Genomic DNA, 26423 nt, shown 5'->3' with positions numbered 1-26423 from the left:
GGTCTTGATGAAGTCGGCGCCGGCCAGCATCGCCAGCCACGAGCAGCGGCGGATGTTGTCGTACGTCGACAGCTCGCCGTTCTCGAAGATCACCTTCAGGTGGGCCGACCCGGAGCCGTCCTCGCGGGCGCAGGCCGCCTTGACCGCCCGGATCTCCTCGAAGACCTCCATGTAACGGCCGGACAGGAAGGCGCCGCGGTCGATGACCATGTCGATCTCGTCGGCTCCGGCCGCGACCGCGTCCCGGGTGTCCGCCAGCTTCACGTCCCGGGCGACACGGCCGGCGGGGAAGCCGGTGGCCACCGAGGCGACGTGGATGCCGGAGTCGCCGAGGGCCTCCTTGGCCACCGCGACCATGTCCGGGTAGACGCAGATCGCCGCGACCTGCGGGGTGCCGCGGTCGGTCGGGTCGGGCCGCACGCCCTTGGCGCACAGTGCGCGCACCTTGCCGGCGGTGTCGGCCCCCTCCAGCGTGGTCAGGTCGATCATCGAGATGGCGAGGTCGATGGCGTACGCCTTCGCCGTCGTCTTGATCGAGCGGGTGCCCAGCGCGGCGGCGCGGGCCTCGAGGCCGACCGCGTCGACGCCGGGCAGGCCGTGCAGGAAGCGGCGCAGGGCGCTGTCGGACGCGGTGACGTCCGACAGGCCGGAGAGCCGGCCCGCGGCGTCGGGAGCGTATGCGGGTACAACGGAGGACATGGTCACCACATCAGCATATCTACGCGCGTAGCGGGTGTCACTATCCCGGGCCCCCGTGACCAGACTCACCAGCCGGTCCCGGCCGTGCGGGGCCCGGCAACCGGGCCGCCTCGCGGGCCGGACGGGCCGGCGAGCGGGCCGACCGCAACCGGACCGCAACCGGGTCGTTCCCGGGTGCGGTGCGCAGTCGTGCAGAATCGGAGTTTATGAGGAGCTCCCACCAGGACCGCCCGAAGGGCCCGGCCACCGCCGGCGACGGGCAGCCACAGTACGCCGACCGCGTCTACCGCTCGATGGCGGGCATGTGCGGCGGAGTGCTGCTGCTCGTGCTCGCCTTCTGGCTCGGCGGGGACGCGATCCTCCGCGGCCACGGCAGGACGCCCTGGCTCGCGCTGGCCGGACTGCTGCTGGCGGTGCCGGTCGTCGTGGCCTTCACGCTGCGGCCCGCCGTCTACGCGAGCACGGAGCGGATCAAGATCCGCAACCCGTTCCGCACGATCACCCTGCCGTGGTCGGCCGTGGATCGGCTCCGCGCCGCGTATTCGACCGAGCTGTTCTCGGGTGAGCGGAAGTTCCAGCTCTGGGCGATTCCGGTGTCGCTGCGGGCGCGGAAGCGGGCGTCGCGCATGGCGTCGCGGGCGCAGGCGGCGGGTGACGATCCGTTCGGGAGCGCGCCGCGCCGGCGGGCGAACCTGCGGCCCGGCGGTGAGCCGCACGATCCCACTCGGGCGTGGGGCGATCAGGCGCTGGACGAGCTGCGGGAGCTTTCGGATCGGCATCCGGTGCCGGAGGACTCGGCTCGGGCCGAGGCGCAGATCCGGTGGTGCTTCGAGTTGGTGGCGCCGGCGCTGGCCGGCCTGATCGTCTTCCTGGTCCTCCTGGCGGTCTGAGCTTCCCCTTGTCCGCGGGGCACCCCGGGAGCCGCCCCGGGGACAAGGGGAACCCCGGGGCTAGAGGCCGGCTGCTGAGGCCAGGGAGGACTTCAGGGCGGTCAGGGTGCGGGCTGCCGCGGCCCGGGCGGCGGGCACATCGGAGCCGGCCGGGAGGACGACCTCCAGGTAGCACTTGAGCTTGGGCTCGGTCCCCGACGGCCGCACCACGATCCGCGCCGACGTGACCCCCTCGCCGGCCAGCCGGTACCGCAGACCGTCGGTGGGCGGCAGCCCACCCGCCCCGTCGCGGAGGTCCTCCGCCGAGACCACGTCCAGCCCGGCCAGCGCGACCGGCGGCCGCTCCCGCAGCCGGTCCATCGCGTCGGCGATGATCCGGAGGTCCTCCACCCGCACCGAGAGCTGGTCCGTGGCGTGCAGCCCGTGCTGCGCCGCGATCTCGTCGAGCAGCCCGGCCACCGAGCTGCCGCGGGTCTTGAGGTCGGCGGCCAGCTCGGCCACCAGCAGGGCCGCGGTGACGCCGTCCTTGTCGCGCACCCCCGCGGGGTCGACGCAGTAGCCGAGTGCCTCCTCGTAGCCGTAGCGGAGCCCCGGCACGCGGGCGATCCACTTGAAGCCGGTGAGGGTGTCCTCGTAGGCCAGTCCGGCACCGGCCGCGATCTTCGACAGCAGCGACGACGACACGATGCTGGCGGCGAACACGTCCCGCCCGCTTTCCGTGGCGCCGCGCCGCACCAGGTGCTCGGCGAGGAGCGCCCCGAGTTCGTCACCCCGGAGCATCCGCCAGCCGGCCGCCGCGGAGGCGTCCGGCACGGCCACCGCGCAGCGGTCCGCGTCGGGGTCGTTGGCGATGACGACGTCGGGCGCGGCGCCCTGCGCGGTCTTGAATGCCAGGTCCATCGCGCCGGGCTCCTCCGGGTTGGGGAACGCGACGGTGGGGAAGTCCGGGTCCGGCTCGGCCTGTTCGGGCACCACGACCGGAGCGGGGAAGCCGGCCCGGGCGAAGGCCGCGGCCAGCGTCTCCAGGCCCACGCCGTGCAGCGGGGTGTAGACGACGGACACGTCCCGGGCGCCGCCGGGGCGGACGACCGCGGCGGCCCGCTCCAGGTAGGCGGCCAGGACGTCGTCCCCGAGCACCTCCCAGCCCGACTCGGGCCGCGGCACCGACGCCAGCGGGCCGATCGCCGCGATCTCGGCGGCGATGTCCGCGTCGGCGGGCGGCACGATCTGTGAGCCGTCGCCCAGGTAGACCTTGTAGCCGTTGTCCCGCGGGGGGTTGTGGCTGGCGGTCACCATCACGCCGGCCGCGGCGCCCAGGTGCCGGATGGCGTAGGCCAGCACCGGCGTGGGCAGCGGCCGCGGCAGCAGCACGGCCCGCAGGCCCGCACCGGTGACCACGGCGGCCGTGTCGCGGGCGAAGGCCGCCGACTTGTGCCGGGCGTCGTAGCCGATGACGACGAGCCCGCCGCCGCGCGCCGCGAGGTACGCGGAGAGCCCGGCCGCGGCGCGGATGACCACGGACCGGTTCATCCGCCGCGGCCCGCCGCCGAGTTCGCCGCGCAGCCCGGCGGTGCCGAACTCCAGCGCGCCGGAGAACCGTTCCGCGAGGTCGTCCGTGGCGCCCGCGGCGAGCAGGTCCTCCAGTTCGGCGCGGGTCTCCGCGTCAGGGTCCTCGTCGATCCAGGCGCGCACCCGGGCCAGCAGCTCGTCCATCGTTTCCTCCGCGAAGTGAATGCCCGGACCACGGGACCGCCCGGTGTGCGGGACCGCCCGGTCCGGAGCCCGGCCTACAGACGTCCCAGCACCTGGGCGAGCAGCGTGCCCATGCGCACGGCCGACTCCCGGCCGGCCTCCAGGACCTCCTCGTGGTTGAGGGGTTCCCCGGTCATGCCCGCGGCCAGGTTGGTCACCAGGGACAGGCCCAGCACCTCGGCGCCCGCCTCGCGGGCTGCGATGGCCTCCAGCGTGGTGGACATGCCCACCAGGTCCCCGCCGATCGCGCGGACCATGCCGATCTCGGCCGGCGTCTCGTAGTGCGGACCCGGGAGCTGGACGTAGACGCCCTCCTCCAGCGTGGGGTCGACCTCCTTGCACAGCGCCCGCAGCCGCGGGGAGTACAGGTCGGTCAGGTCCACGAAGCGGGCCCCGGCGATCGGCGAGGTGGCCGTCATGTTGATGTGGTCGCTGATCAGTACCGGCTGGCCGGGACGGAACCCGGGCCGCAGCCCGCCGCAGCCGTTGGTGAGCACGACGGTCTTGCAGCCGGCGGCGACCGCGGTGCGCACACCGTGCACCACGCTGGCCACGCCACGGCCCTCGTACAGGTGCGTGCGGCCGAGGAAGACCAGCGCACGGACGCCGCCGATCCGCACCGAGCGCAGCGTGCCCGCGTGGCCGGCCACGGCGGGGGCGGGGAAGCCGGGCAGATCGGTCACGGGGATCTCGTGGTCGGGGGTGCCCAGCCCGTCGGCGGCGGGCACCCAGCCCGAGCCCATGACCAGGGCCACGTCGTGGGTCTCGGCGCCGGTCAGCTCGCGCAGGCGGGCGGCGGCGGCGTCGGCCGCGGCGTAGGGATCGGGGTTCACGGAAGCGTTCACGCGCATGAGGGTAACCCGTGATGGCCTACGCGCGTAGACGACGGTCCACAGTGGGGTCCGAGGTTCGGACTTTCCGACAATTGACTCAGCTGCCGAGTCGCCCGCCCGGCGGCGGCCGTGTGGGGGAGGGATTCCCCCGGGTGGCGGCCCGGAGGAGCCACCTGGAGCAGTCCGCTCCGTAACAGGAATTGCCCTTCGAGCGCCGCATCGTGCAGCCGCGCCCCGCCCTTCGCCCGCCCTTCGCCGCCCTGCCCGGCCCCCCCTTCCCTGCCCTTCCCCCAACCGTCCGCCGCGGCTCAGCAGGGCCGCTTGCGCAGCTCCATCACATAGTCGTGCGGGGCTCCCGCGGACTCGGCCGCGTCGGCGATCTCGCCCAGGTAGCGGGCCGAGGGCAGGCCGCCCTCGTAGTCGTTGAGGACGAACACCCAGGCCGGCAGGTCGCCCTCCAGGGTGTGCACGCGCAGCGTGGTCCGCCGGTAGATGCCGAGCGGGACGCCCTCCCAGCGGTCGATGGACTCCTCGTCGACCGGGGCGATGTCGTACAGGCCCACGAAGACCTGGCTCTCGTCGTCCTCGACCAGCGTGGCCAGCGCGCCCTCCCAGCCCATCTGCTCGCCGCCGAAGGTCAGCCGCCACCCGCTCAGCCAGCCGGTACCGCGCAGCGGGGAGTGGGGTGCCCGGCGCGTCATCAACCGCGGGTCGAGGTTGCTGCCGTAGGCGGCGTAGAGCGACATGGGACGAGAGTACGCGCGCCGCCCGCGGCCCGGCGGGAGCGTCCCGCCCGGTCCGCGCCGCCGCCCCCGTCGCCGACACCTTGGCGCGTGCGGGACAATGGGGTACGTGACTCGGATCGTGATCATCGGTGGCGGACCCGGCGGCTACGAAGCGGCGCTCGTTGCGGCGCAGCTCGGCGCGGAGGTGACCGTCGTGGACTGCGACGGCCTGGGCGGGGCGTCGGTGCTGACCGACTGCGTCCCGTCGAAGACCCTCATCGCCACCGCGGAGGTGATGACGGCCTTCGACTCGTCCTACGAGGAACTGGGCATCATCGTCGCCGACGACACCCCGCCGCTGGAGAAGTCCGCGCGGGTGGTCGGGGTGGACCTGGGCAAGGTCAACCGGCGTGTGAAGCGGCTGGCCCTGGCGCAGTCGCACGACATCACCGCCTCGGTGACCCGCGCGGGCGCCCGCGTGATGCGCGGGCGCGGCCGCCTGGAGGGCTGCCAGACCGCCGAGGGCACGCGCACCGTGGTCGTCGAGAACGCGGACGGCACCGTCGAGCGGCTGACCGCCGAGGCGGTGCTGATCGCCACCGGCGGCCGCCCGCGCGAGCTGGAGGACGCGCTGCCCGACGGCGAGCGCATCCTGAACTGGACGCAGGTCTACGACCTCGAGGAGCTGCCCGAGGAGCTCATCGTGGTGGGCTCCGGCGTCACCGGCGCCGAGTTCGCCGGCGCCTACCAGGCGCTGGGCTCCACCGTGACGTTGGTCTCATCGCGCGACCGCGTGCTGCCCGGTGAGGACCCGGACGCGGCGGCGGTGCTGGAGGACGTCTTCCGGCGCCGCGGCATGAACGTCATGGCCCGCTCCCGCGCCCAGTCGGTCAAGCGGGTCGGCGACCGGGTCGAGGTCACGCTCGCCGACGGCCGGGTGATCACCGGCACGCACTGCCTGATGGCGGTCGGCGCGATCCCCAACACCGCCGGCATGGGCCTGGAGGAGGCCGGCGTCCGGCTGACCGAGTCCGGTCACATCAAGACCGACAAGGTGTCCCGGACGAGCGCGCCGGGCGTCTACGCGGCGGGCGACGTGACCGGCGTCTTCGCCCTGGCCTCGGTCGCGGCCATGCAGGGCCGGATCGCGATGTACCACTTCCTGGGCGACGCGGTGGCCCCGTTGAACCTCAAGACGGTCTCCTCGAACGTCTTCACCGACCCGGAGATCGCGACCGTCGGCTACACGCAGGCCGACGTGGACGCCCAGCGGATGGCGGCGAACGTCGTCAAGCTGCCGCTGCTGCGCAACCCGCGGGCGAAGATGCAGGGCATCAGGGACGGCTTCGTGAAGCTGTTCTGCCGCCCGGGCACCGGCATCGTGGTCGGCGGCGTGGTGGTGGCGCCCAAGGCGAGCGAGCTGATTCACCCGATCTCGATCGCGGTGGACAACAGTCTGACGGTCGAGCAGATCGCCAACGCCTTCACCGTCTACCCCTCGCTGTCCGGTTCGGTCGCCGAGGCCGCCCGCCAGCTGCACACCCGCAAGACCGCCGAGGGCAGCTGACCGGCGCTTCTGTCCGCGCTCCGGGCCGGCTGACGTTCCGTCGGCCGTCCGGTGCCGAACGTGCGGTCGGTGTATAGCACTTGACGGGGTGTTTTGCGCGAGCCTTCCCGTATCTGGTGCATAACGCAGAACTTCGCGGGTGATTGGGGTTACTGTCGGTTTCGTGTTCGCTGCAGAACGTCGTCAGTTGATCCTCGAAATGGTGCGGGCCAACGGAGCCGTGTCGCTCCGTGAACTCGCCCGTGTCGTCCAGACCTCCGAAGTGACCGTCCGCCGGGACGTTCGCGCGCTGGAGGCCGAAGGACTGCTGGACCGCCGGCACGGCGGCGCCGTGCTGCCCGGCGGTTTCACCCGGGAGTCGGGTTTCCCGCAGAAGTCCCACCTGGCGACCGCGGAGAAGACGGCCATCGCCGATCTCGCGGCCGGTCTGGTCGACGAGGGCGAAGCCGTCGTCGTCGGCGCGGGCACCACCACCCAGGAGCTGGCCAGACGGCTGGCGCGGGTGCCGGGACTCACCGTGGTCACCAACTCCCTCCTCGTCGCGCAGGCGCTGGCCCATGCCAACCGGGTCGAAGTGGTGATGACCGGTGGCACCCTGCGCGGCTCCAACTACGGTCTGGTCGGCAGCGGTGCCGAGCAGTCCTTGCAGGGGCTGCGGGTCTCCCGGGCGTTCCTGTCCGGTGCGGGCCTGACCGCCGAACGCGGCCTGTCCACCTCGAACATGCTCTCCGCGAGCGTGGACCGGGCGCTGGTCCAGGCGGCGGCGGAGGTCGTGGTGCTGGCCGACCACACCAAACTCGGCACCGACACCATGTTCCAGACGGTGCCGACCGATCTGATCACCCATCTGGTCACCGACGAACCGCCGGTGGGCGACGAGCGGGCCGCCACGGAACTCCAGGCGCTGGCCGACCGCGGGGTCCAGGTCGCCGTCGCGCAGACCCCGGTCGGCGCGGAGGTGCTGGCCGCGGGCCGGCAGCGCCGCGACGCCCGGGAGGGCCGTGACGGCCGCGAGGGCCGGGACGCGCCCCTGCCGGGGCCGCGCCGGCCCCAGCGGCTGATGCCGGCCGGTGACCCCAACGGAACACCCCGGCTGGCGGACGTGCGCCGCCGCTGAGCCGGCGATCCGGGCCGGGTCCGCCCCGTGCGGGCCCGGCCCGGTCACGCCGTGGCGGCCCGGTCAGGCGGTGGCGCCCGCCGCCGCGGCCGGATCCGGCGTGCCGTGCGCGGCGCCGCCCGGCCGGACGCGCATGCCGTCGATGGCGAGCGCCATCAGCCGGGTGAACAGCTCGCGGTCGTCCGGCGTCTTCTCGGCCGCCAGGACGATCGCGTGCGTCAGCTTGAGCAGGTCGGCGATCCGCAGGTCGGACTTGACCTCGCCGGCCTCCTGGGCGCGCCGCAGCAGCGTGCCGCCCGCCTCGCGCAGCAGCGTCTTGCAGGCCGGCATCTTGCTGTCCGACGCCTCCATGATCGCCGCGGACAGCCCCCGGTACATGGTCGAGTGGACCGCGACCGCGCGCAGCCACGAGGTGAGCGCCACCGTCGGGTCCTCGGCCGTCACCAGCTCCTCGGCCTGCGCGGTGATCTGCTCGACCTCCTGCACGAAGACCGCGTTCATCAGCGCGTAGCGGTCGGGGAAGTGCCGGTAGAGCGTGCCGACGCCGACGCCCGCGTGCCGGGCGATGTCCTCCAGCGGGACCTCCGTCCCGTGCACGATGAACGCCTGCTTGGCCTCCAGCAGCAAACGGTCGTAGTTGCGCTGCGCGTCTGCCCGCATGTCGTCATGCCTCCCGAGGTGCTCTTCCCAAAAGCGATTGTAGAACCGGAGGTCGTCTCCGTATAGTTTCCGGAGACGACCTCCGTTTGTAGTTCTCCGCTGGAGGGTTCCTTCATCATGCCCACGCACTCCGTGCGCGATCTGCGTCCCACCACCGCGTCCCGCCTGCCGTCCCCCGCCCGCGGGCGCTCCTATCTCGCCCTCGCCGCCATCGTCGGCGCCCAGTTGATGCTGCTGCTCGACGCCACCGTCGTGAACGTCGCACTTCCCGGCATCGGTGTCCACCTCGGTTTCTCGCCGACCGGCATGTCCTGGGTCCTCAACGTCTACACCCTCGCCTTCGGCGGCCTGCTGCTCCTCGGCAGCCGCGTCGGCGACCTCATCGGCCGCAGAACGGCCCTGGTCTGGGGCGTCTCCGCGTTCACCCTGGCCTCGGTCGCCGGCGGCGTCGCCAACGACAGCACCACCCTGCTGATCGCCCGCGCGCTGCAGGGCGCCGCCGCGGCGCTGGCCGCGCCCAGCACCCTGGCCCTGATCGCGACCTCCTTCACCGAGGGCGCCGAACGCAACCGGGCGCTCAGCGTCTTCTCGGCGATCTCCGGCGCCGGTTCGGCGATCGGCCTCACCGTCGGCGGCATGCTGACCGACTGGGGGTCCTGGCGCTGGGTGTTCTTCATCAACATCCCCGTGGGCCTCGCGATCGTGCTGCTGGCCCCGCGCCACATCACCGAGACCGCCCGCCACCGCGGCGGCCGGTTCGACATCGCCGGCGCCGTCACCGGCACCCTCGGCATGGCGGGCCTGGTCTACGCGTTCATCCGGGTGGGCGAGAGCAGCTGGGGCGACCCGCGGGCCCTGACGTTCTTCGCCCTCGCCGTCGCGCTGCTCTTCGCCTTCTTCCTCAACGAGGTCCGGGTCGAGCGGCCGCTGGTGGTCCTGCGGCTGTTCCGGAACCGCAACCGGGCACTGGCCTACGGCGTGATGCTGCTGGTGCCGGCCGGCATGTTCGGCGTCTTCTACTTCAGCACCCAGTACATGCAGAACCACCTGCACTTCAGCCCGCTCAGGACCGGCTTCGCCTTCCTGCCGCTGGCCGGCCCGCTGTTCGTCGCGGCCCGGCTGGCGCCGCGCGCCCTGGCCCGGTTCGGCGCCAAGCGGGTGGCGGCCCTCGGCGGCGCGCTCAACATCGCCGGCACCCTGTGGATCACCCGGCTCAGCGCGTCCGACGGCTACGCCCGGGGGATCCTCGCCTCGCTCGTCCTGATCGGCGTGGGCGTCGGGTTCACCATGATGCCGCTCAACACCTTCATCCTGGCCGGCGTCGAGCCGAAGGACGCCGGGTCCGCGTCGGGCCTGCTGCAGACCATGCAGCAGATCGGCGGCAGCCTCGGCCTGTCCGTCCTGGTCACGGTGTTCGGCACGGTCTCCCGCCACTCCCACAGCGAGCCGTTCATCCACGGCGCGACCGCCGCGTTCACCATGGCCGCGGTCTTCACCGGCGCCGCGTGGCTGCTGGTGCTCGCGCTCAAGCAGCCGCCGCGGCCCACCCTGCGCTGAGGCGGACGCCGAGGCCGACGCGCGGGCGCGGAACCCGCTCGCGGGCGTCGGACGGACGAACGCCGGCCGCCTGGTGGTGACCACCAGTGCGACCGGCGTTTCGTGTGCGGCGGGCTCTACGACGTCCCGCCGGATCAGCACGTGACCCGGGTCAGTCCTTGATCTCGCAGATGACCGCGCCGGAGGAGACCGACGAGCCGACCTCGGCCTTGAGGCCGATGACGGTGCCGGAGCGGTGCGCGTTGATCGGCTGCTCCATCTTCATCGCCTCCAGGACCACGATCAGGTCGCCCTCGGAGACCTGCTGGTTCTCCTCGACCGCGACCTTGACGATGGTGCCCTGCATCGGCGAGGCCAGCGCGTCGCCGGACGCGGCGGCCGCGGCCTTGGTGGCCTGCCGGCGCTTCGGCTTGGCACCGGCCGCCAGGCCGGTACGGGCCAGGGTCATGCCGAGCGACGCCGGAAGGGAGACCTCCAGGCGCTTGCCGCCGACCTCGACGACCACGGTCTCGCGGCCGGGGCCCTCCTCCTCGTCCGCCTCCCCGCCGGCGAACGGCGGGATCGTGTTGACGAACTCGGTCTCGATCCACCGGGTGTGGACGGTGAACGGGCCGGAGTCCTTCGGCGGCGCGAAGGCGGGGTCGACCACGACGGCACGGTGGAACGGGATGGCGGTGGCCATGCCCTCCACCTCGAACTCCGCCAGGGCGCGGGCCGCGCGCTGCAGCGCCTGCTCGCGAGTGGCGCCGGTGATGACCAGCTTGGCCAGCAGCGAGTCCCAGGCGGGGCCGATGACACTGCCGGACTCCACGCCCGCGTCCAGCCGGACGCCGGGGCCGCTGGGCGCGTCGAACCGCGTCACCCGGCCGGGGGCCGGCAGGAAGTTGCGGCCCGGGTCCTCGCCGTTGATGCGGAACTCGAAGGAGTGACCGCGCAGCGGCGGGTCGTCGTAGCCGAGCTCCTCGCCGTCGGCGATCCGGAACATCTCGCGGACCAGGTCGATGCCGGAGACCTCCTCGGTCACCGGGTGCTCGACCTGCAGGCGGGTGTTGACCTCCAGGAAGGAGATCGTGCCGTCCTGGCCGACCAGGAACTCGCAGGTGCCCGCGCCCTCGTACCCGGCCTCCTTGAGGATGGCCTTGGACGCGGTGTAGAGCTGCTTGTTCTGCTCCTCGCTCAGGTACGGCGCGGGAGCCTCCTCCACCAGCTTCTGGTGGCGGCGCTGCAGCGAGCAGTCACGGGTGGAGACGACCACCACGTTGCCGTGCTTGTCGGCCAGGCACTGGGTCTCCACGTGCCGGGGCCGGTCGAGGTAGCGCTCGACGAAGCACTCGCCGCGGCCGAAGGCGGCGACCGCCTCGCGGACCGCCGAGTCGTACAGCTCGGGGACCTCCTCGAGGGTGCGGGCGACCTTCAGGCCGCGGCCGCCACCGCCGAAGGCGGCCTTGATGGCGATCGGCAGGCCGTGCTCCTCGGCGAACGCCACGACCTCGTCGGCGCCGGAGACCGGGTCCGGGGTGCCCGCGACCAGCGGCGCACCCGCGCGCTGGGCGATGTGACGGGCCGCCACCTTGTCGCCCAGGTCCCGGATCGCGTGCGGCGGCGGGCCGATCCAGGTCAGGCCGGCGTCGAGAACGGCCTGGGCGAACTCGGCGTTCTCCGACAGGAAGCCGTAGCCGGGGTGGACGGCGTCGGCCCCGGACTCGGCAGCGGCTCCCAGCACCTTGGCGATGTCCAGGTAACTGGTGGCCGGCGTGTCGCCGCCCAGCGCGTATGCCTCGTCGGCCGCGCGCACGTGCAGCGCGTCCCGATCGGGGTCCGCGTAGACGGCTACGCTGGCAATCCCGGCATCCCGGCAGGCACGGGCGACGCGTACTGCGATTTCACCGCGGTTGGCGATGAGCACCTTGCGCACGATGGCTCCCTCCTTGAAACAAGCCGAGTTTAGGTACTGGCCACACTTCGTGCCGAGGCACCCCTGCACGTGAGGTTGCCCACACGGAGGGTGATCCATGGGCCTGGAGAACCCGTGAATGCCTGCTCAATCCACGGTACGGCCAGGCTCGGGAGGTTGTCTGCGACTCGGCGGTGTGGCCCGGATCTCGCGTCGTCTCCCCGCGTCGATCTGACGCTCTTTTGTGGGAACCCCACGAAGACATCGCGGAAACTTTGCGCCCGGGCATTCCCGAACGGGTGGTTCCGCAGGACCCCTTGCCGCACTGCGTACCCGTGAGTAGCCTGCAGAGTCGGAATACCGCTGGTAACGGCCCGGACGGCCGACACGGCATCGGCCGAAGGGGGACAGCGTGCGCAGAGGGATAGCCGTCGGCACCGCGGTGGTGCTCGTGCTCGAAGGCCTCGCCATAGCGTTCCTCAACTGGATCCTGGGCCTCATCGTGCAGAAGCAGGAGATGGCCATGGGCGGCCTCTCCCACACCTCGATGGCCGTCGGATCGTGGGTGGCCGGCGGGTTGTTCGGCCTCTACCTGGTGCTGTGCGCCGTGCTCGTGCTGCGGATCGCCGTGCGCGACGAGATGACCGGCCGGTTCTCGCGGATCATGCTCATCGTCTGCGCCGTGGTGCACGGCGTCGTCGGCGCGGTGGTCGTCGGCCTCGTCGGCTGGGCCGCGTTCGTGGCGATGATGGTGATCCTCGGACTGCTGGTCGGCACGCTGCTGCTCTACGCCCCCGAGGACCGCGAGCGGCGGCAGGCCGAGAGCGCGCCCGGCGCCGGTGAGCGCGGCGCCCCCTCCGCCGGCCCGGGCGGCGAGGCCCCGCCGGCCACCGCCTGACGTCACGGCCACCGGGCGGTCACACCCACAGGTCCGTGATGCGCACGCCCAGGTCCGCGAGCAGGGTGCGCAGCAGCGGCAGGGACAGCCCGATCACGTTCCCCGCGTCGCCGTCGATGCCCTCCACGAACGGCGCCGAGCGGCCGTCGAGGGTGAACGCGCCCGCCACGTACAGCGGTTCGCCGCTCGCCACGTAGGCGGCGATCTCCTCGTCGTCGGGGGAGCCGAAGCGCACGGTGGTCGAGGCCGTCGCCGAGACCTGGCGCCCGTTCCCGGTGTCGATCACGCAGTGGCCGGTCTGCAGCACGCCGCTGCGGCCGCGCATCTTCTGCCAGCGGGCCGTCGCCTCGGTGGCGTCGGCGGGCTTGCCCAGCGCCTGGCCGTCGAGTTCGAGCACCGAGTCGCAGCCGACGACGAGTTCACCGCCGTCCAGCATGCCGCCGCCGGCCACCGCGTTCGCCTTCGCCTCGGCCAGCACCCGCGCCAGTTCGGCCGGTGTGGGTGCGGTGATCGCCTCCTCGTCGACGCCGGAGACGATCACCCGGGGATCGAAGCCGGCCTGCTTGAGCAGCCCGAGGCGGGCGGGGGAGGCGGAGGCGAGGACGAGGGAGCGGCGAGCGGTCGCGGTCATGCGGCCATCGTAGGGACCGCGGCGGACGGCCGTGGCGCACACTCAGGACCTCCACGCGCTCACGGCCATCACCACGGCCGCGGCCAGCGCCACCAGCAGCATGGCCCGGCGCAGCATCGCCTGCACCTGGCGCATCTCCTCGGGCGGCTCGTCACGCCGTTCGTCCGACCACAGCATGATCCCAGGGTCGCGCTCCCACGGGCGGTGCGCCTGAGTACGCGTACTCAGAAGCGGAATCCCGTCCCAGCCGCACCAGCCGCCCCGGGACCACCAGCCGCCGCCCGCGTCAGGCCGGCCAGGCGGACATGCGCCACGCGCCCGGGCCCGGTGTGGGCAGCCGGCGCGGCACGTTGCGCGCCGGATCGGCCCACACCGCCCGCGGGACCGGGCCGTCGGCGGGGGCCTCCGCCGCCGCGGCCCGGGCCTGGACGAGGGCCACGACGGCCGCGAGCTCCTCCGGGGTCGGCCTGCCCCGCTCCACCTTGATCACCACGGGAACGCTCCTCTCGTCTGCGACTCACCCGGCTGCCCGTTCACGCCTTCCCGGCGCGGGACGCCGCCTACAGCGGGATGTTGCCGTGCTTCTTCGGCGGCAGGCTCTCCCGCTTGTTGCGCAGCGTCCGCAGCGCCTTCACCAGCGCCGCACGGGTCTGCGACGGGGCGATGACCGCGTCCACGTAGCCGCGCTCGGCCGCCACGTACGGGTTCAGCAGGGTGTCCTCGTAGTCGGTGATGAGCTGCTGCCGCAGCTCCTCGGCCTGCTCGGGCGTCCCGGCGGCGGCGATGGTGCGGCGGTGCAGGATGTTGACCGCGCCCTGCGCGCCCATCACCGCGATCTGGGCTGTCGGCCAGGCCAGGTTGAGGTCGGCGCCCAGGTGCTTGGAGCCCATGACGTCGTAGGCGCCGCCGTACGCCTTGCGGGTGATGATGGTGATCAGCGGGACGGTGGCCTCGGCGTAGGCGTAGATCAGCTTGGCGCCGCGCCGGATGATGCCGTCCCACTCCTGGCTGGTGCCGGGCAGGAACCCGGGGACGTCGACGAAGGTGACCACGGGGATGTTGAAGCTGTCGCAGGTGCGCACGAAACGCGCCGCCTTCTCCGAGGCGTTGATGTCCAGGCAGCCCGCGAACTGCAGCGGCTGGTTGGCCACCAGACCCACCGGGCGGCCCTCGATCCGCCCGAAGCCGGTCAGCACGTTCGGCGCGAACAGGCTCTGCGTCTCCAGGAACTCCCCGTCGTCCAGGACGTGTTCGACGACGCGGTGCATGTCGTAGGGCTGGTTCGCCGAGTCCGGGATCAGCGTGTCGAGTTCGAGGTCCTCGGCGGAGAGCGCGAGGTCGGCCTCGGTGGCGTAGACCGGCGCCTCCTCCAGGTTGTTGCTCGGCAGGTACGACAGCAGCGCCTTGACGTACTCGAACGCGTCCTTCTCGTCGCCCGACAGGTGATGGGCGTTGCCCGACGTGGTGTTGTGGGTGCGGGCGCCGCCCAGCTCCTCCATGCCGACGTCCTCGCCGGTCACGGTCTTGATGACGTCGGGGCCGGTGATGAACATGTGCGAGGTCTGGTCGACCATCACCACGAAGTCCGTGATGGCCGGCGAGTACACCGCGCCGCCCGCGCACGGGCCCATGATCAGGCTGATCTGCGGGATCACGCCGGAGGCGTGGGTGTTGCGGCGGAAGATCTCGCCGTACAGGCCGAGCGACGTGACGCCCTCCTGGATGCGGGCGCCGCCGGAGTCGTTGATGCCGATGACCGGGCAGCCGGTCTTCAGCGCGAAGTCCATGATCTTGACGATCTTCTCGCCGAACACCTCGCCGAGCGCGCCGCCGAAGACCGTGAAGTCCTGCGAGAACACCGCGACCGGACGGCCGTCCACCGTCCCGTAACCGGTCACCACGCCGTCGCCGTACGGACGGTTGGCCTCCAGGCCGAAGTTGGTGGAGCGGTGCCGGGCCAGCTCGTCGAGCTCCGTGAACGACCCCTCGTCCAGCAGCAGTTCGATCCGCTCACGGGCGGTCAGCTTCCCCTTGGCGTGCTGCTTCTCCACCGCGCGCACCGAACCCGCGTGCGTCGCCTCCTCGATGCGGCGGCGCAGGTCCGCGAGCTTCCCCGCGGTCGTGTGGATGTCGTACTCCGGCTCGGCCATGGAGGCGGCTCTCCTGCTCTCGGCCCGTGACGGCTCGATCGTTTGGCGGTGACGTCTCGGCTTGTGCTGCGACTGCTCGTGAGGTTGTTTAACTGGCGAGTAACGCTGTTTTCCGTAGCGTAGTGGCGACGCTGGGGAACCGGCACTGCGGCGTTCACCACACTCCGCCGACCGCTCGTAGGGTGGTGGGCATGACGCCCAGCCGCTGGTCCGACCTCGACCGCCCGCCGCTCAACGCCACCGCGCTCCGCCGGGCGGTGGCCGGGCCCCAGGGCCCGTGGAGCGCACTCGACCTGGTGCAGGCCACCGGCTCGACCAACGCCGACGTGGTCGCCAGGGCCGGGCAGGGCGCGCCCGAGGGCACCGTGCTGGTGGCCGAGGAGCAGACCGCCGGACGCGGCCGGCTCGACCGCGTCTGGACCGCCCCCGCCCGCTCCGGCCTGTTCTTCTCCGTACTGCTCCGACCGGGTGAACCGCGCGACGGCCGGAGCCCGGTGCCGGTGCACCGCTGGGGATGGCTGCCGCTGCTCGCCGGAGTCGCCACCGCGACCGCCCTGTCGCGCACCGCGGGCGTCGACACGGCACTCAAGTGGCCCAACGACCTGCTGGTCACCGTCGACGGCGAGGAACGCAAGGCCGGCGGCATCCTCGCCGAGCGCACCGGCGACACCGGGCTCGTCATCGGCATCGGCGTCAACGTCTCGCTGCGGGCCGACGAACTGCCCGTCCCCACCGCCGCCTCGCTCGCCCTGGCCGGCGCCGCGGTGGTCGACCGCGACCCGCTGCTGCGCGCGGTCCTGCGCTCGATCGCCGAGTGGTACGACGTGTGGCGGGCGGCCGACGGCGACCCGAAGGCCTCCCGGCTCGACCAGACGTACGCGGCCGGCTGTGCGACGCTCGGCCGGCAGGTGCGGGCCGAACTGCCGGGCGGCCGGGAACTGGCCGGCACCGCGGTCGGCGTCGACGGCGACGGACGGCTGGTGATCGCCGGCCCCGGCGGCGAGGAGGCGGTGGGCGCCGGCGACGTCGTCCACCTCCGGCCGTCCCGGTGACCCGCGCCGTCCCGGCGAGACGTCAACGTCTCGCTGCGGGCCGACGAACTGCCCGTCCCCACCGCCGCCTCGCTCGCCCTGGCCGGCGCCGCGGTGGTCGACCGCGACCCGCTGCTGCGCGCGGTCCTGCGCTCGATCGCCGAGTGGTACGACGTGTGGCGGGCGGCCGACGGCGACCCGAAGGCCTCCCGGCTCGACCAGACGTACGCGGCCGGCTGTGCGACGCTCGGCCGGCAGGTGCGGGCCGAACTGCCGGGCGGCCGGGAACTGGCCGGCACCGCGGTCGGCGTCGACGGCGACGGACGGCTGGTGATCGCCGGCCCCGGCGGCGAGGAGGCGGTGGGCGCCGGCGACGTCGTCCACCTCCGGCCGTCCCGGTGACCCGCGCCGTCCCGGCGAGAGTGAGCCAGAGCACACTGCCGTATCGTTGAGGGGCTGCGTCGTCTCGATGATCGGAAGGCCTGTGCGCAGGGACTCTTCAGAGGCCGGGCGGTAACCGTGGACCAGGCCCGGCCGGACGAGCCGTTCCCCCCGGATCCGGGCACCGCCCCGGAACCGCACGGCGCCGATCCCGCGGACAGCGCACCCGGCGCGGCGGCCGAACCCGGCTCCGACGCGGCTTCCGAGAGCGGGGAGCACCCGCTCGCCCTGCGCCTCGAACAGCTCATCCTCGGCGCGCCCCGCCGCTACACGCCCTTCCAGGCGGCCCGCACCGCCGGCGTCTCCATGGACCTCGCGTCCCGCTTCTGGCGGGCCATGGGCTTCGCCGACATAGGGCAGGCCAAGGCGCTCACCGAGGGCGACGTGCTCGCGCTGCGGCGCCTCGCCGGTCTGGTCGAGGCCGGACTGCTCAGCGAGTCCATGGCGATCCAGGTCGCCCGCTCCACCGGCCAGACCACCGCCCGGCTGGCGGACTGGCAGACCGACTCCTTCCTGGAGGGCCTCACCGAGCCGCCCGAACCGGGCATGACCCGGGCCGAGGTGGCCTATCCGCTGGTCGAGCTGCTCCTGCCGGAACTGGAGGAGTTCCTCATCTACGTCTGGCGCCGCCAGGTGGCCGCCGCCACCAGCCGCGTCGTGCGGTCCGACGACGAGGAGGCGGTGGACCGCCGGCTGGCCGTCGGCTTCGCCGACCTGGTCGGCTTCACCCGGCTCACCCGGCGCCTGGAGGAGGAGGAACTCGGCGAACTCGTCGAGGCGTTCGAGACCACGGCCGCGGACCAGGTCGCCGCGTACGGCGGACGGCTGATCAAGACGCTCGGCGACGAGGTGCTGTTCGTCGCCGACGACCCCGGCACCGCCGCGGAGATCGGCATGCGGCTGATCGAGACGATGACCGGCGACGAGACCATGCCGGCGCTGCGGGTCGGCATGGCGTTCGGCACGGTCACGACGCGCATGGGCGACGTCTTCGGCACGACGGTGAACCTGGCGTCCCGGCTGACCTCCATCGCGCCGCGCGACGCCGTGCTGGTGGACGGCGACTTCGCGGAGGCGCTGGGGGAGGCCGGCGAGGCGCCGATCTCCGAGGCGGAGGTGGACGCGGAGACGGCGGAGAAGTACCGCTTCGCTCTGCAGCCGATGTGGCGGCGGCCGGTACGCGGCCTCGGCGTGGTCGAGCCCTGGCTCCTCACCCGCCGCACATAGCAATTCAGCCTCCGGCTCGGCCTCCCCGTATCCGCCCGGGCACTCCGGGCCTCCCCTCGCGCAGGGCGAACCGTCGCCCAGGGAGGGCGGACCGCATGACAGGATGTGCGGACGACGTTCACGAGCGTTAACAGGGAGGCCGGAGCATGGCGGACGAACAGAGGTTCGGCGAGTTCGTGGTGGTGCGCCGCACCGCCGAGCACGTGGCGGAGCTCGTCCTGGACCGGCCGAAGGCCATGAACGCCGTGTCCAGCGCGATGGCCGCCGCCATCACCGCCGCCTGCCAGGCCCTCACGGCGGACCGCTCGGTCAGCGTGACCGTCCTGACCTCCTCGCACGACCGTGCCTTCTGTGTCGGCGCCGACCTGAAGGAGCGCAACTCCCTCACCGACGCCGAGCTGGTGCGCCAGCGCCCGCACGCCCGCGCCGCCTACACCGGCGTCCTCGACCTGCCGATGCCCGCCATCGCCGCGGTCCACGGCTTCGCCCTCGGCGGCGGCTTCGAACTCGCCCTCGCCTGCGACGTGATCGTCGCGGACGAGACGGCGGTCGTCGGCCTGCCCGAGGTCTCCGTCGGCGTCATCCCCGGTGGCGGGGGCACCCAGTTGCTGCCGCGCCGCGTCGGTGCCGCCCGCGCCGCCGAACTGGTCTTCAGCGCGCGCCGCGTGCCCGCGCAGGAGGCGGCGGCCATCGGCCTGGTGGACCAGCTCGTGCCGGCCGGCGAGGTGCGCGCCGCCGCACTCGGTCTCGCCGACTGCATCGCGGCCAACTCCCCGGTCGGCCTGCGCGCCGCCAAGCGCGCGCTGCGCCTCGGCCACGGCCTGGACCTGCGGGCCGGCCTGGAGGTCGAGGACGCGGCCTGGCGCTCGGTGGCCTTCTCCGGCGACCGCGCGGAGGGCGTCGCCGCGTTCAACGAGAAGCGCACCCCCCGCTGGCCGGGCGAATAGCCCCTCCGGGCGGACCCGCGGCCCTGGCACCCAGCAGGGTGAGCGGGTTGCCCGTTTTCGGGCAGGGCGACCCCGCGGCCGCTTCCGCCTTTGCGTGTCTTCGGGCGGGAGAGGGTGGCGGCCGTCCACTTTGCGGGCTCGCTCGTCAGCCCGGGGTTTTTTGGGTCGGGCTTCCTCCTCGCTCGTTGTGCGGGTGGCCGCTTCCGCCTTTGCGTGTCTTCGGGCGGGACAGGGTGGCGGCCGCCCACTCCACGAGCTCGCTCGTCACCCCTCCGTTCGGCCCAGCACCCGCACCGCCACACGCCCATTTCGGAACAAGCGTCCCTAGCCTGGGTGGATGGTTGACGATTCCGCCGATCATCGGCTGCGTGCCGTCGTCGAGCTCGCGCAGGTGCTCGCGACCGCCCAGACGCCGCTGGACGCGGTGCGTGCGGCGGCCCGCCGGGCACGGCTGGCGCTGGACGGCTCCTTCGCGGCGGTGTCCGCGTGGGAGCGGGAGACCGGCCGGCTCCGGGTGCTGATCAACGACGGCGACCTCGCGCCGGGGGAGGAGCCGGAACCGGCCGACGAGTCGTACTCGGTGCACGACTTCCCTGAGATCGCCGAGATCCTGCACGGCACCTGGGCCTCCGGCGGGGAACCGCACGCGTGGGTGGAGACCGCGGAGGGCACCGGCGGCTCCCCGGGCGGAAGCAGTTGGGGCCGGACGGCGGCCCTGCGGCGGCGGGGGCGCGGCAGTTGCGTCGTCGCGCCGATCGTCCTGCACGGCCGGGCGTGGGGGGAGCTGTACGTCGCCCGCGGCATCGGCGAACCCGCCTTCGGCCGCAAGGACGCGGACTTCGCGACCGTGCTGGCCGCACTCGTCGCCTCCGGCATCGCGCAGACCGAGCGGCTGGCCGAGGTGCAGCGGCTGGCGTTCACCGATCCGCTGACCGGGCTCGGCAACCGCCGCGCGGTCGACGTCCGTCTCGACGAGGCGCTGGAGCGGCACCGGGTGGACGGCACGGTGGTCAGCCTCGTGGTGTGCGACCTCAACGGGCTCAAGTCGGTCAACGACCGCCTCGGCCACGCGGTGGGCGACCGCCTGCTGGAACGATTCGGCTCGCTGCTCTCGCTCTGCGGGGCGATGCTGCCGGGTAGCCTGGCCGCCCGGCTCGGCGGCGACGAGTTCTGCATCGTCGCGGTCGGCGTCGATCCCGGGGAGGTGGTGGCCGCGGCCGACGAGCTGTGCCGCCGGGCCGCCGAGCTGGAGGTGGGCGAGGGGGTGGCCTGCGGGGTCGCCTCGACCGGCGAGGCGATCGGGCCGGTGCGGTCGGCTCGCAGGTTGTTCCGGCTCGCCGACGCGGCGCAGTACCGGGCGAAGGCGCTGCGCGCGGAGCATCCCGTGGTGGCAGGCCAGGAAGGGCCTGACGACCCGGTCGTGCGGCTCGCCGACTCGCCCCCGGCTCACCCCGCCGCCGAGCGCCGCAGCCTTCGTGGCCGTCTCCCCTGACGGCCCGCTCCCCGCGGAGTGCGGTTCGCCCTGCCCGGGCGGGGGTTCGCCCTGCTCGGGCGGGGGTTCGCCCTGTGCCGGGGGCAACCATCCAGGGACGGGGTCCCCAGGCTTCGCCCGGGAGGTGCCCCCGGCGCGCGCAACCGGCCACCGGCCGGCGGTCCGGAGCGGACCGGACTGCCCCTTCGGGGCGGTTGGCGGTGCGCGGCTCCGCTGTGGCCGGCCACGCAGTTCCGCCCGCAGAGGGCGAACCGCAGCCCGCGCACACCTGGACGCAGCCCGCACCATCATCCGCACAGGGCGTACCGCGGGCCGCAGGCCATGGTGCGGGGTGACAGGAAGCGATTCAGTGCTTAGGGTGCGTGAATATGGATATGCAGAACGTGGTGGTGGACGCCCACGGCGCCACCGCGGAGGACGTCCTCGCCGTCGCGCGCCACGACGCCCGGATCGAACTGGCCCCGGCCGCCCTCGCGGGCATGGCCGCGTCCCGCGCCGTGATCGACGCCCTCGCGGCCAAGCCCGAGCCGGTGTACGGCGTCTCCACCGGCTTCGGCGCCCTGGCCGTCCGCCACATCAGCCCGGAGCTGCGCGCCCAGCTCCAGCGCAGTCTGGTCCGCTCGCACGCCGCGGGCATGGGCCCCCGGGTGGAGCGCGAGGTCGTGCGCGCGCTGATGTTCCTGCGCCTGAAGACCCTGGCCTCCGGCCGCACCGGCGTCCGTCCGGTCGTCGCCGAGACGATGGCCGCGATCCTCAACGCCGGCATCACCCCCGTCGTCCACGAGTACGGCTCGCTCGGCTGCTCCGGCGACCTGGCCCCGCTCGCGCACTGCGCGCAGGTGCTGATGGGCGAGGGTGAGGCGGAGGGCCCGGACGGCACCGTCCGCCCGGCCGCCGAACTCCTCGCCGAGCACGGCATCGAGCCGGTCGAGCTGCGGGAGAAGGAGGGCCTGGCCCTCATCAACGGCACCGACGGCATGCTCGGCATGCTGGTGATGGCCTGCGCCGACCTGGCCGAGCTGTTCACCGCCGCCGACGTCACCGCGGCCCTGTCGCTGGAGGCGCTGCTCGGCACCGAGCGGGTGCTCACGCCCGAACTGCACGCCATCCGCCCGCACCCCGGGCAGGCCGCGAGCGCCGCCAACATGCTGCGGGTCCTGGACGGGTCCGGCCTGACGGGCCATCACCAGGACGACGCCCCGCGGGTGCAGGACGCGTACTCGGTGCGCTGCGCCCCGCAGGTGGCCGGCGCCGGGCGCGACACCCTCGCGCACGCCCGTCTGGTCGCCGACCGCGAACTCGCCGCCGCCGTCGACAACCCGGTGGTGCTGACGGACGGCGAGGACGGCGGCCGGGTGGAGTCCAACGGCAACTTCCACGGCGCGCCCGTGGCGTACGTGCTGGACTTCCTGGCGATCGCCGCGGCCGACCTGGCGTCCATCGCCGAACGCCGCACCGACCGCCTGCTGGACAAGAACCGCTCGCACGGACTGCCGCCGTTCCTGGCCGACGACCCCGGCGTCGACTCCGGCCTGATGATCGCCCAGTACACGCAGGCCGCGCTGGTCAGCGAGATGAAGCGGCTGGCCGTGCCGGCGTCCGCGGACTCGATCCCGTCCTCGGCGATGCAGGAGGACCACGTCTCGATGGGCTGGTCGGCCGCCCGCAAGCTGCGCACGGCCGTCGACAACCTGGCGCGCGTCCTCGCCGTCGAGATGTTCGCGGCCACCCGCGCGCTGGAGATCCGGACCATGGGCACCGCGCTGCGCCCGGCACCGGCGTCCGCCGCGGTCGTCGAGGCCGTCCGGGCGGCGGGTGTGCACGGCCCCGGCCGCGACCGGTTCCTGTCGCCCGACCTGGAGGGCGCCTACGCCTTCGTCCGCGCCGGCGGGCTCGCCCGGGCCGCCGAGCAGGTCACCGGGCCGCTGGCCTGACGCGTGCGCGACCGGCCGGGCGACCACCCGGCCGGGACCGCGGCCCGGGTTCCCTCAGGGGGTCCGGGCCGCCGTGCGTTCCGGGCTCAGACGGCCTGGACGGCGGCGCGCGAGCGCCGGCCGGCCTCGAGCACCAGGCCCGCGCCGACGACGAGGAAGGCCGCGCCGCCGACGATGTAGGGCTTGGTGTCGACCGCGCCGGTGTCGGCGAGGTTCGTCTCGGGCGCGGACTGCGCGGCCGTGCCGGTGGTCCTGGTGGTGGCCGAGGCGGCCGTCACGGACGTCGCGTGGTGCGGGGTCGCCGAGGCGGACGGCACGAAGTACAGCGCCGCGAGCACGGACGCGGCGGCTGCGGCCACATAGGGACGGGGCGAGGTCAAAGGATCTCCCTGGGGATACCTCCCGGGCGCCAACCCGGGGGGAGGGTGCGGTGACTTGACCGTGGGGCGATCGTAGTGACTTGGTGTGGCTCGTGGGAAGCCGCGCTCGCTCCGCTTACTCTCCGTGTCATGAGCGCTACTGACATCCCCCGCGGCGAGAGCGGCCCCCGCTACATCCGCCTGCAGGCAGAACTCGTACTGGAGGTGACGGCCGCCGAGGAACTGCGTGCGGCCGCCCTCTCCCACATCACCGCCGACACCTTCATGCCGCAGCAGGAACGCGACCACGCGCGGTCCGCGGTCGGCGAGGACGAGTCCGAGGCGCTGGCGTACCTGGTGGACCCCAGTGAGCTGGTCGCCGACGTCCCCGGCCTCGAACTGGTCCAGGCGTCGTGGTCCTGCGCGCACACCGAGTACGACCCCAGCGAGGGCGACGACTGGGGCTTCGACGACGCCGACGAGGGTGACGAGGGCGACGACGACCTCTAGGGCCCCGCCAGGGACCCGCTCCAGCCCCTCTGACCTGCGGCGACGTGGACGCCGCCAGGCCGGGGGCGGGGCGGGCCGCGAGCGTGGGAAAGGCCACATTTACCGGCAGATCGCCACAGACGCCCCCTGTCACCTGTTTCCATGCATAGGACGAAGCAGTCGAAATCTGTCGAACGCCCAGTCGCAGCATTGGAGACACGCGTGACGCCCGACTCCGGCAACACCCCCGCAGAGCGCCCTGCCCGCAAGACCACCGTCCGCCGCGCCTCCCTCGCGGTCGTCGCGGTGATCGCCGGGGGTGGTATCGCGCTGACCGCGTGCGGCGGGCACCACGGATCGGCCAAGGCCGCGGCCACCGCCGCGCCCAGCGCCACCAGCTCCGCGACGGCCTCCCCGTCGGCGTCGGCGTCCGCCTCGGCGAACGCCCAGATACGTGAGGACGCGGCCGCCGCCAGGAACGTCTCCGCGGCGAAGATCACCATCACGCCGCAGAACGGCACCACCGGCAACGGCCTGAACAGCACCAAGGTCACGGTCACCGGCGGCACGCTGACGTCCGTGACCATGAAGGCCAAGGCCACCGGGACCGCCGTGCCGGGCACGCTCTCCGCCGACCACAAGAGCTGGAAGCCGAACGCCCCCCTGGTCCGCAGCACCCAGTACGAGATATCGGCCGGGGCCACCGACGCCCAGGGCCGTGCCGCCGCGGCGACCACCACGTTCGCCACGACGACCGCGACCACCAAGTTCGTCGGCTACTTCACGCCCGAGGACGGCTCGACCGTCGGCGTGGGCATGCCGGTCTCGATCAACTTCGACAAGCCCGTGTTCAGCGCCCACCGCGCCGCCGTGGAGAAGGCCGTCACGGTCACCGACGACAGCGGCCAGCAGGTCGTCGGGCACTGGTTCAGCTCCACCCGGCTGGACCTGCGGCCGCAGAACTACTGGCAGCCCGGCACGCATGTCTCGCTGACCCTGAAGCTCGCCGGCGTCAAGGCGGAGCCGGGCGTCTACGGCGTGCAGGACAAGACGGTGAACTTCACCGTCGGCCGTTCGCAGGTCTCCACGGTCGACACCAAGACCCACCTGATGACGGTCGTCCGCGACGGCCAGGTCATCCGGACCATCCCGATCTCCGCGGGCGCCGACGGCCACACGACGTACGACGGTCAGATGGTCATCTCGGAGAAGGACCAGACCACCCGGATGAACGGCGCGACGGTCGGCTTCACCGACAGCGACGGCAAGGGCGAGTACGACATCCCCGACGTCCCGCACGCCATGCGGCTGAGCAACTCCGGCACGTTCATCCACGGCAACTACTGGGGCGACCCGTCGGTCTTCGGCACGGTCAACACCAGCCACGGCTGCATCGGCATCGAGGACCTCAAGGGCGGCAAGAACCCGAACACCCCCGCCGCCTGGTTCTACAACAACTCGATGGTCGGCGACGTGGTGATCGTCAAGAACTCCCCGGACAAGACGATCCAGCCGTCGAACGGCCTCAACGGCTGGAACATGAGCTGGGCGAACTGGGTCGCCGGCTCGGCGCTGAGCTGAGCCGGACGCCGTGCGCAGGGGACCGCGGCGGCGAACGCCGGATGCCGCCCTGACACGTTGGGATGCGTGTCAGGGCGGCATCCGGCTGTCCGGGGCCGCGTCCCGTGCGGGGCGCGGGCCGCCAGGCGGGCTGCATGCCGTGTCTAGCCCGCGCGGCCCGCGGCGGCGATGATCCAGGCGGCCGGGTCGTCCAGCACGGCCCGCGCCGCGCTGTAGGCGGCGCCGCGCAGCACGCCGTCGCTGCCCAGCCGCGAGGTGACCACGTCCTGCGGGCGCCACTGACGGTCCGTCACCCGGTCGGCCAGCTCGCGCCGTACGCCCGGCAGCAGCCAGGGCGAGAGGTCGGCGAGGGGGCCGCCGACCACCACGGCCTGCGGGTCCAGCAGGTTCACCGCGCCGCTGAGCGCGATGCCCAGCGCGGCGCCGGCCTCCTCCAGCGCCCGCAACGCCGCCGGGTCGCCGGCGTCGGCCGCCGCCCGCAGCGCGGGACCGCGCCCCGCGCTCACCCCCGCGGCGCGCAGCAGCGCCTCCTCGCCGGCGAACGTCTCCAGGCAGCCGTGCGCGCCGCACGAGCACAGCGGGCCGTCCGGCCGCACCGGCACGTGGCCCAGCTCCCCCGCGAAGCCGCGGGCTCCGCGGAACAGCCGGCCCTCGACCACCACGGCGGCGCCGATGCCGATCTCGGCGGAGACGTGCACGAAGTCCGCGAGGCGGTCGTGGCCGCCGAGCCACAGTTCGGCCAGCGCGCCGAGGTTGGCCTCGTTCTCCACGACGGTGTCGGGACCGAGGGCCTCGGCGACCTCGACCTGCTCCCAGCCGAGATTGGGCGCGCGCAGCACGGTACGCCGGTCGCGGCCGACCAGGCCGGGGACGGCGACGGTCGTGCCGACCGGGTGCAGGCCCAGGCCGGCGGCCTGCCGGGTGACGGTCGCCGCCAGGCCGGCGAGCTCGGCCAGCACGGTGGGGGCCGGGCGGCCCCGGTTGGCCGCGGGCGCCTCGGCGCGGCAGCGGACGGTGCCGCGCAGGTCCACGACGCAGGCGGCCAGGTGGTCGACGCCGATCTCGGCGCCCAGGCCGGCGGGGCCGGTCTCGGCGAGGGCCAGGGCGGTGCCGGGGCGGCCGACGGTGCCCGGGCGCTGCGCGCCGCGTTCCTCCACGAGGCCGGCGGCCAGCAGTTCGTCGACCAGGGTCGAGACGGTCGCCCTGGTCAGGCCGACCTCGGCGGCGACGGCGGCGCGCGTGTTCTTCTCGCCCGCCGCGAGGGCCTGCATGACCAGGGCCATGTTCCGGCGTCGCAGTTCGGCCTGCGGCCCGCTCCCCTTGCCGTTCCCCACGGCACCTCCTTCTCTCGCCCTCAGTATCCGTTTCCCCCGCCCCACCTTCCGCCCGCCCATCCGCCCGGCCTCCGGCCCTCGGGCCGCCGCGTCGCCGCCCTCCGGCCGGTGGTGGGTCGCTCGCGCCGTTCCCCGCGCCCCTGACGAGGCGCTTTGGCTCGCAGCAATCGAGTGCCCAAAGGCAGGCCGACCCCCGAAGGGGCACCCCCCAGGCT

Annotated in this window: 24 protein-coding genes and 1 pseudogene; 13 read left to right on the top strand and 12 right to left on the bottom strand. The window is 73.5% G+C overall.

Annotated elements, in window-relative coordinates; translation table 11 throughout:
- Positions 1-699 (bottom strand): deoxyribose-phosphate aldolase (deoC, locus tag K7862_RS05990; protein ID WP_222961328.1); only part of this gene is annotated, 699 nt, incomplete at its 3' end.
- Positions 700-905: 206 nt separating this feature from the next.
- Here deoC and K7862_RS05985 point away from each other — a divergent pair.
- On the top strand, positions 906-1589 hold the full coding sequence (locus K7862_RS05985; RefSeq protein WP_222961327.1) for a PH domain-containing protein: 684 nt from the start codon (positions 906-908) through the stop codon (positions 1587-1589).
- A 60-nt stretch (positions 1590-1649) separates the two neighbouring features.
- On the opposite strand, the gene K7862_RS05980 is transcribed toward K7862_RS05985, so the two are convergent.
- The 3 genes from K7862_RS05980 to K7862_RS05970 all read right to left on the bottom strand — a co-directional run bounded on the left by K7862_RS05980 (position 1650) and on the right by K7862_RS05970 (position 4920).
- The gene (locus K7862_RS05980) at positions 1650-3302 is read right to left on the bottom strand and encodes a phospho-sugar mutase (RefSeq protein ID WP_222961326.1); all 1653 of its coding nucleotides are present in this window, start codon (positions 3300-3302) and stop codon (positions 1650-1652) included.
- Positions 3303-3376: 74 nt separating this feature from the next.
- Positions 3377-4186 carry a purine-nucleoside phosphorylase gene (locus K7862_RS05975; RefSeq protein ID WP_222961325.1) on the bottom strand — a complete coding sequence of 270 codons (810 nt, stop codon included), beginning with the start codon at positions 4184-4186 and terminating at the stop codon, positions 3377-3379.
- Between the two features lie 296 nt (positions 4187-4482).
- Positions 4483-4920 carry a gamma-glutamylcyclotransferase family protein gene (locus K7862_RS05970; protein ID WP_222961324.1) on the bottom strand — a complete coding sequence of 146 codons (438 nt, stop codon included), beginning with the start codon at positions 4918-4920 and terminating at the stop codon, positions 4483-4485.
- A 97-nt stretch (positions 4921-5017) separates the two neighbouring features.
- Between K7862_RS05970 and K7862_RS05965 the strand changes: the two genes are divergently transcribed.
- Positions 5018-6466 (top strand): NAD(P)H-quinone dehydrogenase, encoded by a 1449-nt coding sequence (locus K7862_RS05965; RefSeq protein ID WP_222961323.1) that lies wholly within the window; start codon positions 5018-5020, stop codon positions 6464-6466.
- 199 nt (positions 6467-6665) lie between these two features.
- On the top strand, positions 6666-7583 hold the full coding sequence (locus K7862_RS05960) for a DeoR/GlpR family DNA-binding transcription regulator (protein WP_372461514.1): 918 nt from the start codon (positions 6666-6668) through the stop codon (positions 7581-7583).
- A gap of 63 nt (positions 7584-7646) precedes the next feature.
- Here K7862_RS05960 and K7862_RS05955 read toward each other — a convergent pair whose 3' ends face one another.
- Positions 7647-8243 carry a TetR/AcrR family transcriptional regulator gene (locus tag K7862_RS05955; RefSeq protein ID WP_222961322.1) on the bottom strand — a complete coding sequence of 199 codons (597 nt, stop codon included), beginning with the start codon at positions 8241-8243 and terminating at the stop codon, positions 7647-7649.
- Positions 8244-8360: 117 nt separating this feature from the next.
- Between K7862_RS05955 and K7862_RS05950 the strand changes: the two genes are divergently transcribed.
- Positions 8361-9800: an MFS transporter gene (locus tag K7862_RS05950; RefSeq protein WP_222961321.1), complete on the top strand. Its 1440-nt coding sequence runs from the start codon at positions 8361-8363 to the stop codon at positions 9798-9800.
- Between the two features lie 151 nt (positions 9801-9951).
- On the opposite strand, the gene K7862_RS05945 is transcribed toward K7862_RS05950, so the two are convergent.
- Positions 9952-11715, bottom strand: coding sequence for an acetyl/propionyl/methylcrotonyl-CoA carboxylase subunit alpha (locus K7862_RS05945; RefSeq protein WP_222961320.1), 1764 nt, complete (start codon positions 11713-11715; stop codon positions 9952-9954).
- 391 nt (positions 11716-12106) lie between these two features.
- Here K7862_RS05945 and K7862_RS05940 point away from each other — a divergent pair, with 391 nt between their 5' ends.
- Positions 12107-12592, top strand: a complete 486-nt coding sequence (locus K7862_RS05940) for a hypothetical protein (protein WP_222961319.1) — start codon at positions 12107-12109, stop codon at positions 12590-12592.
- A 19-nt stretch (positions 12593-12611) separates the two neighbouring features.
- On the opposite strand, the gene K7862_RS05935 is transcribed toward K7862_RS05940, so the two are convergent.
- From K7862_RS05935 to K7862_RS05925, 4 genes are all read right to left on the bottom strand, one after another.
- A complete protein-coding gene (locus tag K7862_RS05935; protein WP_222961318.1) occupies positions 12612-13223 on the bottom strand; it encodes a nucleoside triphosphate pyrophosphatase in 612 nt (203 codons plus the stop codon).
- A 42-nt stretch (positions 13224-13265) separates the two neighbouring features.
- Positions 13266-13400, bottom strand: coding sequence for a morphogenic membrane protein MmpB (gene mmpB, locus K7862_RS37310; RefSeq protein ID WP_262412696.1), 135 nt, complete (start codon positions 13398-13400; stop codon positions 13266-13268).
- A gap of 109 nt (positions 13401-13509) precedes the next feature.
- A complete protein-coding gene (locus K7862_RS05930; RefSeq protein WP_222961317.1) occupies positions 13510-13716 on the bottom strand; it encodes an acyl-CoA carboxylase subunit epsilon in 207 nt (68 codons plus the stop codon).
- Positions 13717-13783: 67 nt separating this feature from the next.
- Positions 13784-15373 (bottom strand): acyl-CoA carboxylase subunit beta, encoded by a 1590-nt coding sequence (locus K7862_RS05925; protein WP_222961316.1) that lies wholly within the window; start codon positions 15371-15373, stop codon positions 13784-13786.
- A gap of 191 nt (positions 15374-15564) precedes the next feature.
- Here K7862_RS05925 and K7862_RS05920 point away from each other — a divergent pair, with 191 nt between their 5' ends.
- The 6 genes and pseudogenes from K7862_RS05920 to hutH all read left to right on the top strand — a co-directional run bounded on the left by K7862_RS05920 (position 15565) and on the right by hutH (position 22445).
- On the top strand, positions 15565-16425 hold the full coding sequence (locus K7862_RS05920) for a biotin--[acetyl-CoA-carboxylase] ligase (RefSeq protein WP_222961315.1): 861 nt from the start codon (positions 15565-15567) through the stop codon (positions 16423-16425).
- A gap of 21 nt (positions 16426-16446) precedes the next feature.
- Positions 16447-16806, top strand: a pseudogene (locus tag K7862_RS05915) (biotin protein ligase-related protein); the annotation flags it as partial.
- 117 nt (positions 16807-16923) lie between these two features.
- A complete protein-coding gene (locus K7862_RS05910; RefSeq protein ID WP_222961314.1) occupies positions 16924-18072 on the top strand; it encodes an adenylate/guanylate cyclase domain-containing protein in 1149 nt (382 codons plus the stop codon).
- A gap of 146 nt (positions 18073-18218) precedes the next feature.
- The gene (locus tag K7862_RS05905; protein WP_222961313.1) at positions 18219-19019 is read left to right on the top strand and encodes an enoyl-CoA hydratase/isomerase family protein; all 801 of its coding nucleotides are present in this window, start codon (positions 18219-18221) and stop codon (positions 19017-19019) included.
- A 337-nt stretch (positions 19020-19356) separates the two neighbouring features.
- The gene (locus K7862_RS05900; RefSeq protein ID WP_222961312.1) at positions 19357-20511 is read left to right on the top strand and encodes a GGDEF domain-containing protein; all 1155 of its coding nucleotides are present in this window, start codon (positions 19357-19359) and stop codon (positions 20509-20511) included.
- Between the two features lie 368 nt (positions 20512-20879).
- Entirely contained in the window at positions 20880-22445 is a 1566-nt protein-coding gene (gene hutH / locus K7862_RS05895; RefSeq protein ID WP_222961311.1) for a histidine ammonia-lyase, read from the top strand.
- 86 nt (positions 22446-22531) lie between these two features.
- On the opposite strand, the gene K7862_RS05890 is transcribed toward hutH, so the two are convergent.
- On the bottom strand, positions 22532-22825 hold the full coding sequence (locus K7862_RS05890) for a hypothetical protein (RefSeq protein ID WP_222961310.1): 294 nt from the start codon (positions 22823-22825) through the stop codon (positions 22532-22534).
- Positions 22826-22954: 129 nt separating this feature from the next.
- Between K7862_RS05890 and K7862_RS05885 the strand changes: the two genes are divergently transcribed.
- Positions 22955-23314, top strand: coding sequence for a hypothetical protein (locus K7862_RS05885; RefSeq protein ID WP_222961309.1), 360 nt, complete (start codon positions 22955-22957; stop codon positions 23312-23314).
- 201 nt (positions 23315-23515) lie between these two features.
- A complete protein-coding gene (locus K7862_RS05880; RefSeq protein WP_372461509.1) occupies positions 23516-24874 on the top strand; it encodes a L,D-transpeptidase in 1359 nt (452 codons plus the stop codon).
- A 143-nt stretch (positions 24875-25017) separates the two neighbouring features.
- On the opposite strand, the gene K7862_RS05875 is transcribed toward K7862_RS05880, so the two are convergent.
- Entirely contained in the window at positions 25018-26145 is a 1128-nt protein-coding gene (locus tag K7862_RS05875; RefSeq protein ID WP_222961361.1) for an ROK family transcriptional regulator, read from the bottom strand.
- Positions 26146-26423: the final 278 nt, after the last annotated feature.

The organism is Actinacidiphila acidipaludis, assembly GCF_019890725.1.
In the GTDB taxonomy this organism is placed as follows: Bacteria; Actinomycetota; Actinomycetes; order Streptomycetales; family Streptomycetaceae; genus Actinacidiphila; species Actinacidiphila acidipaludis.
The sequence above is the reverse complement of the archived record's forward strand: the minus strand, read 5'-3'. Positions and strand labels throughout refer to the sequence as shown.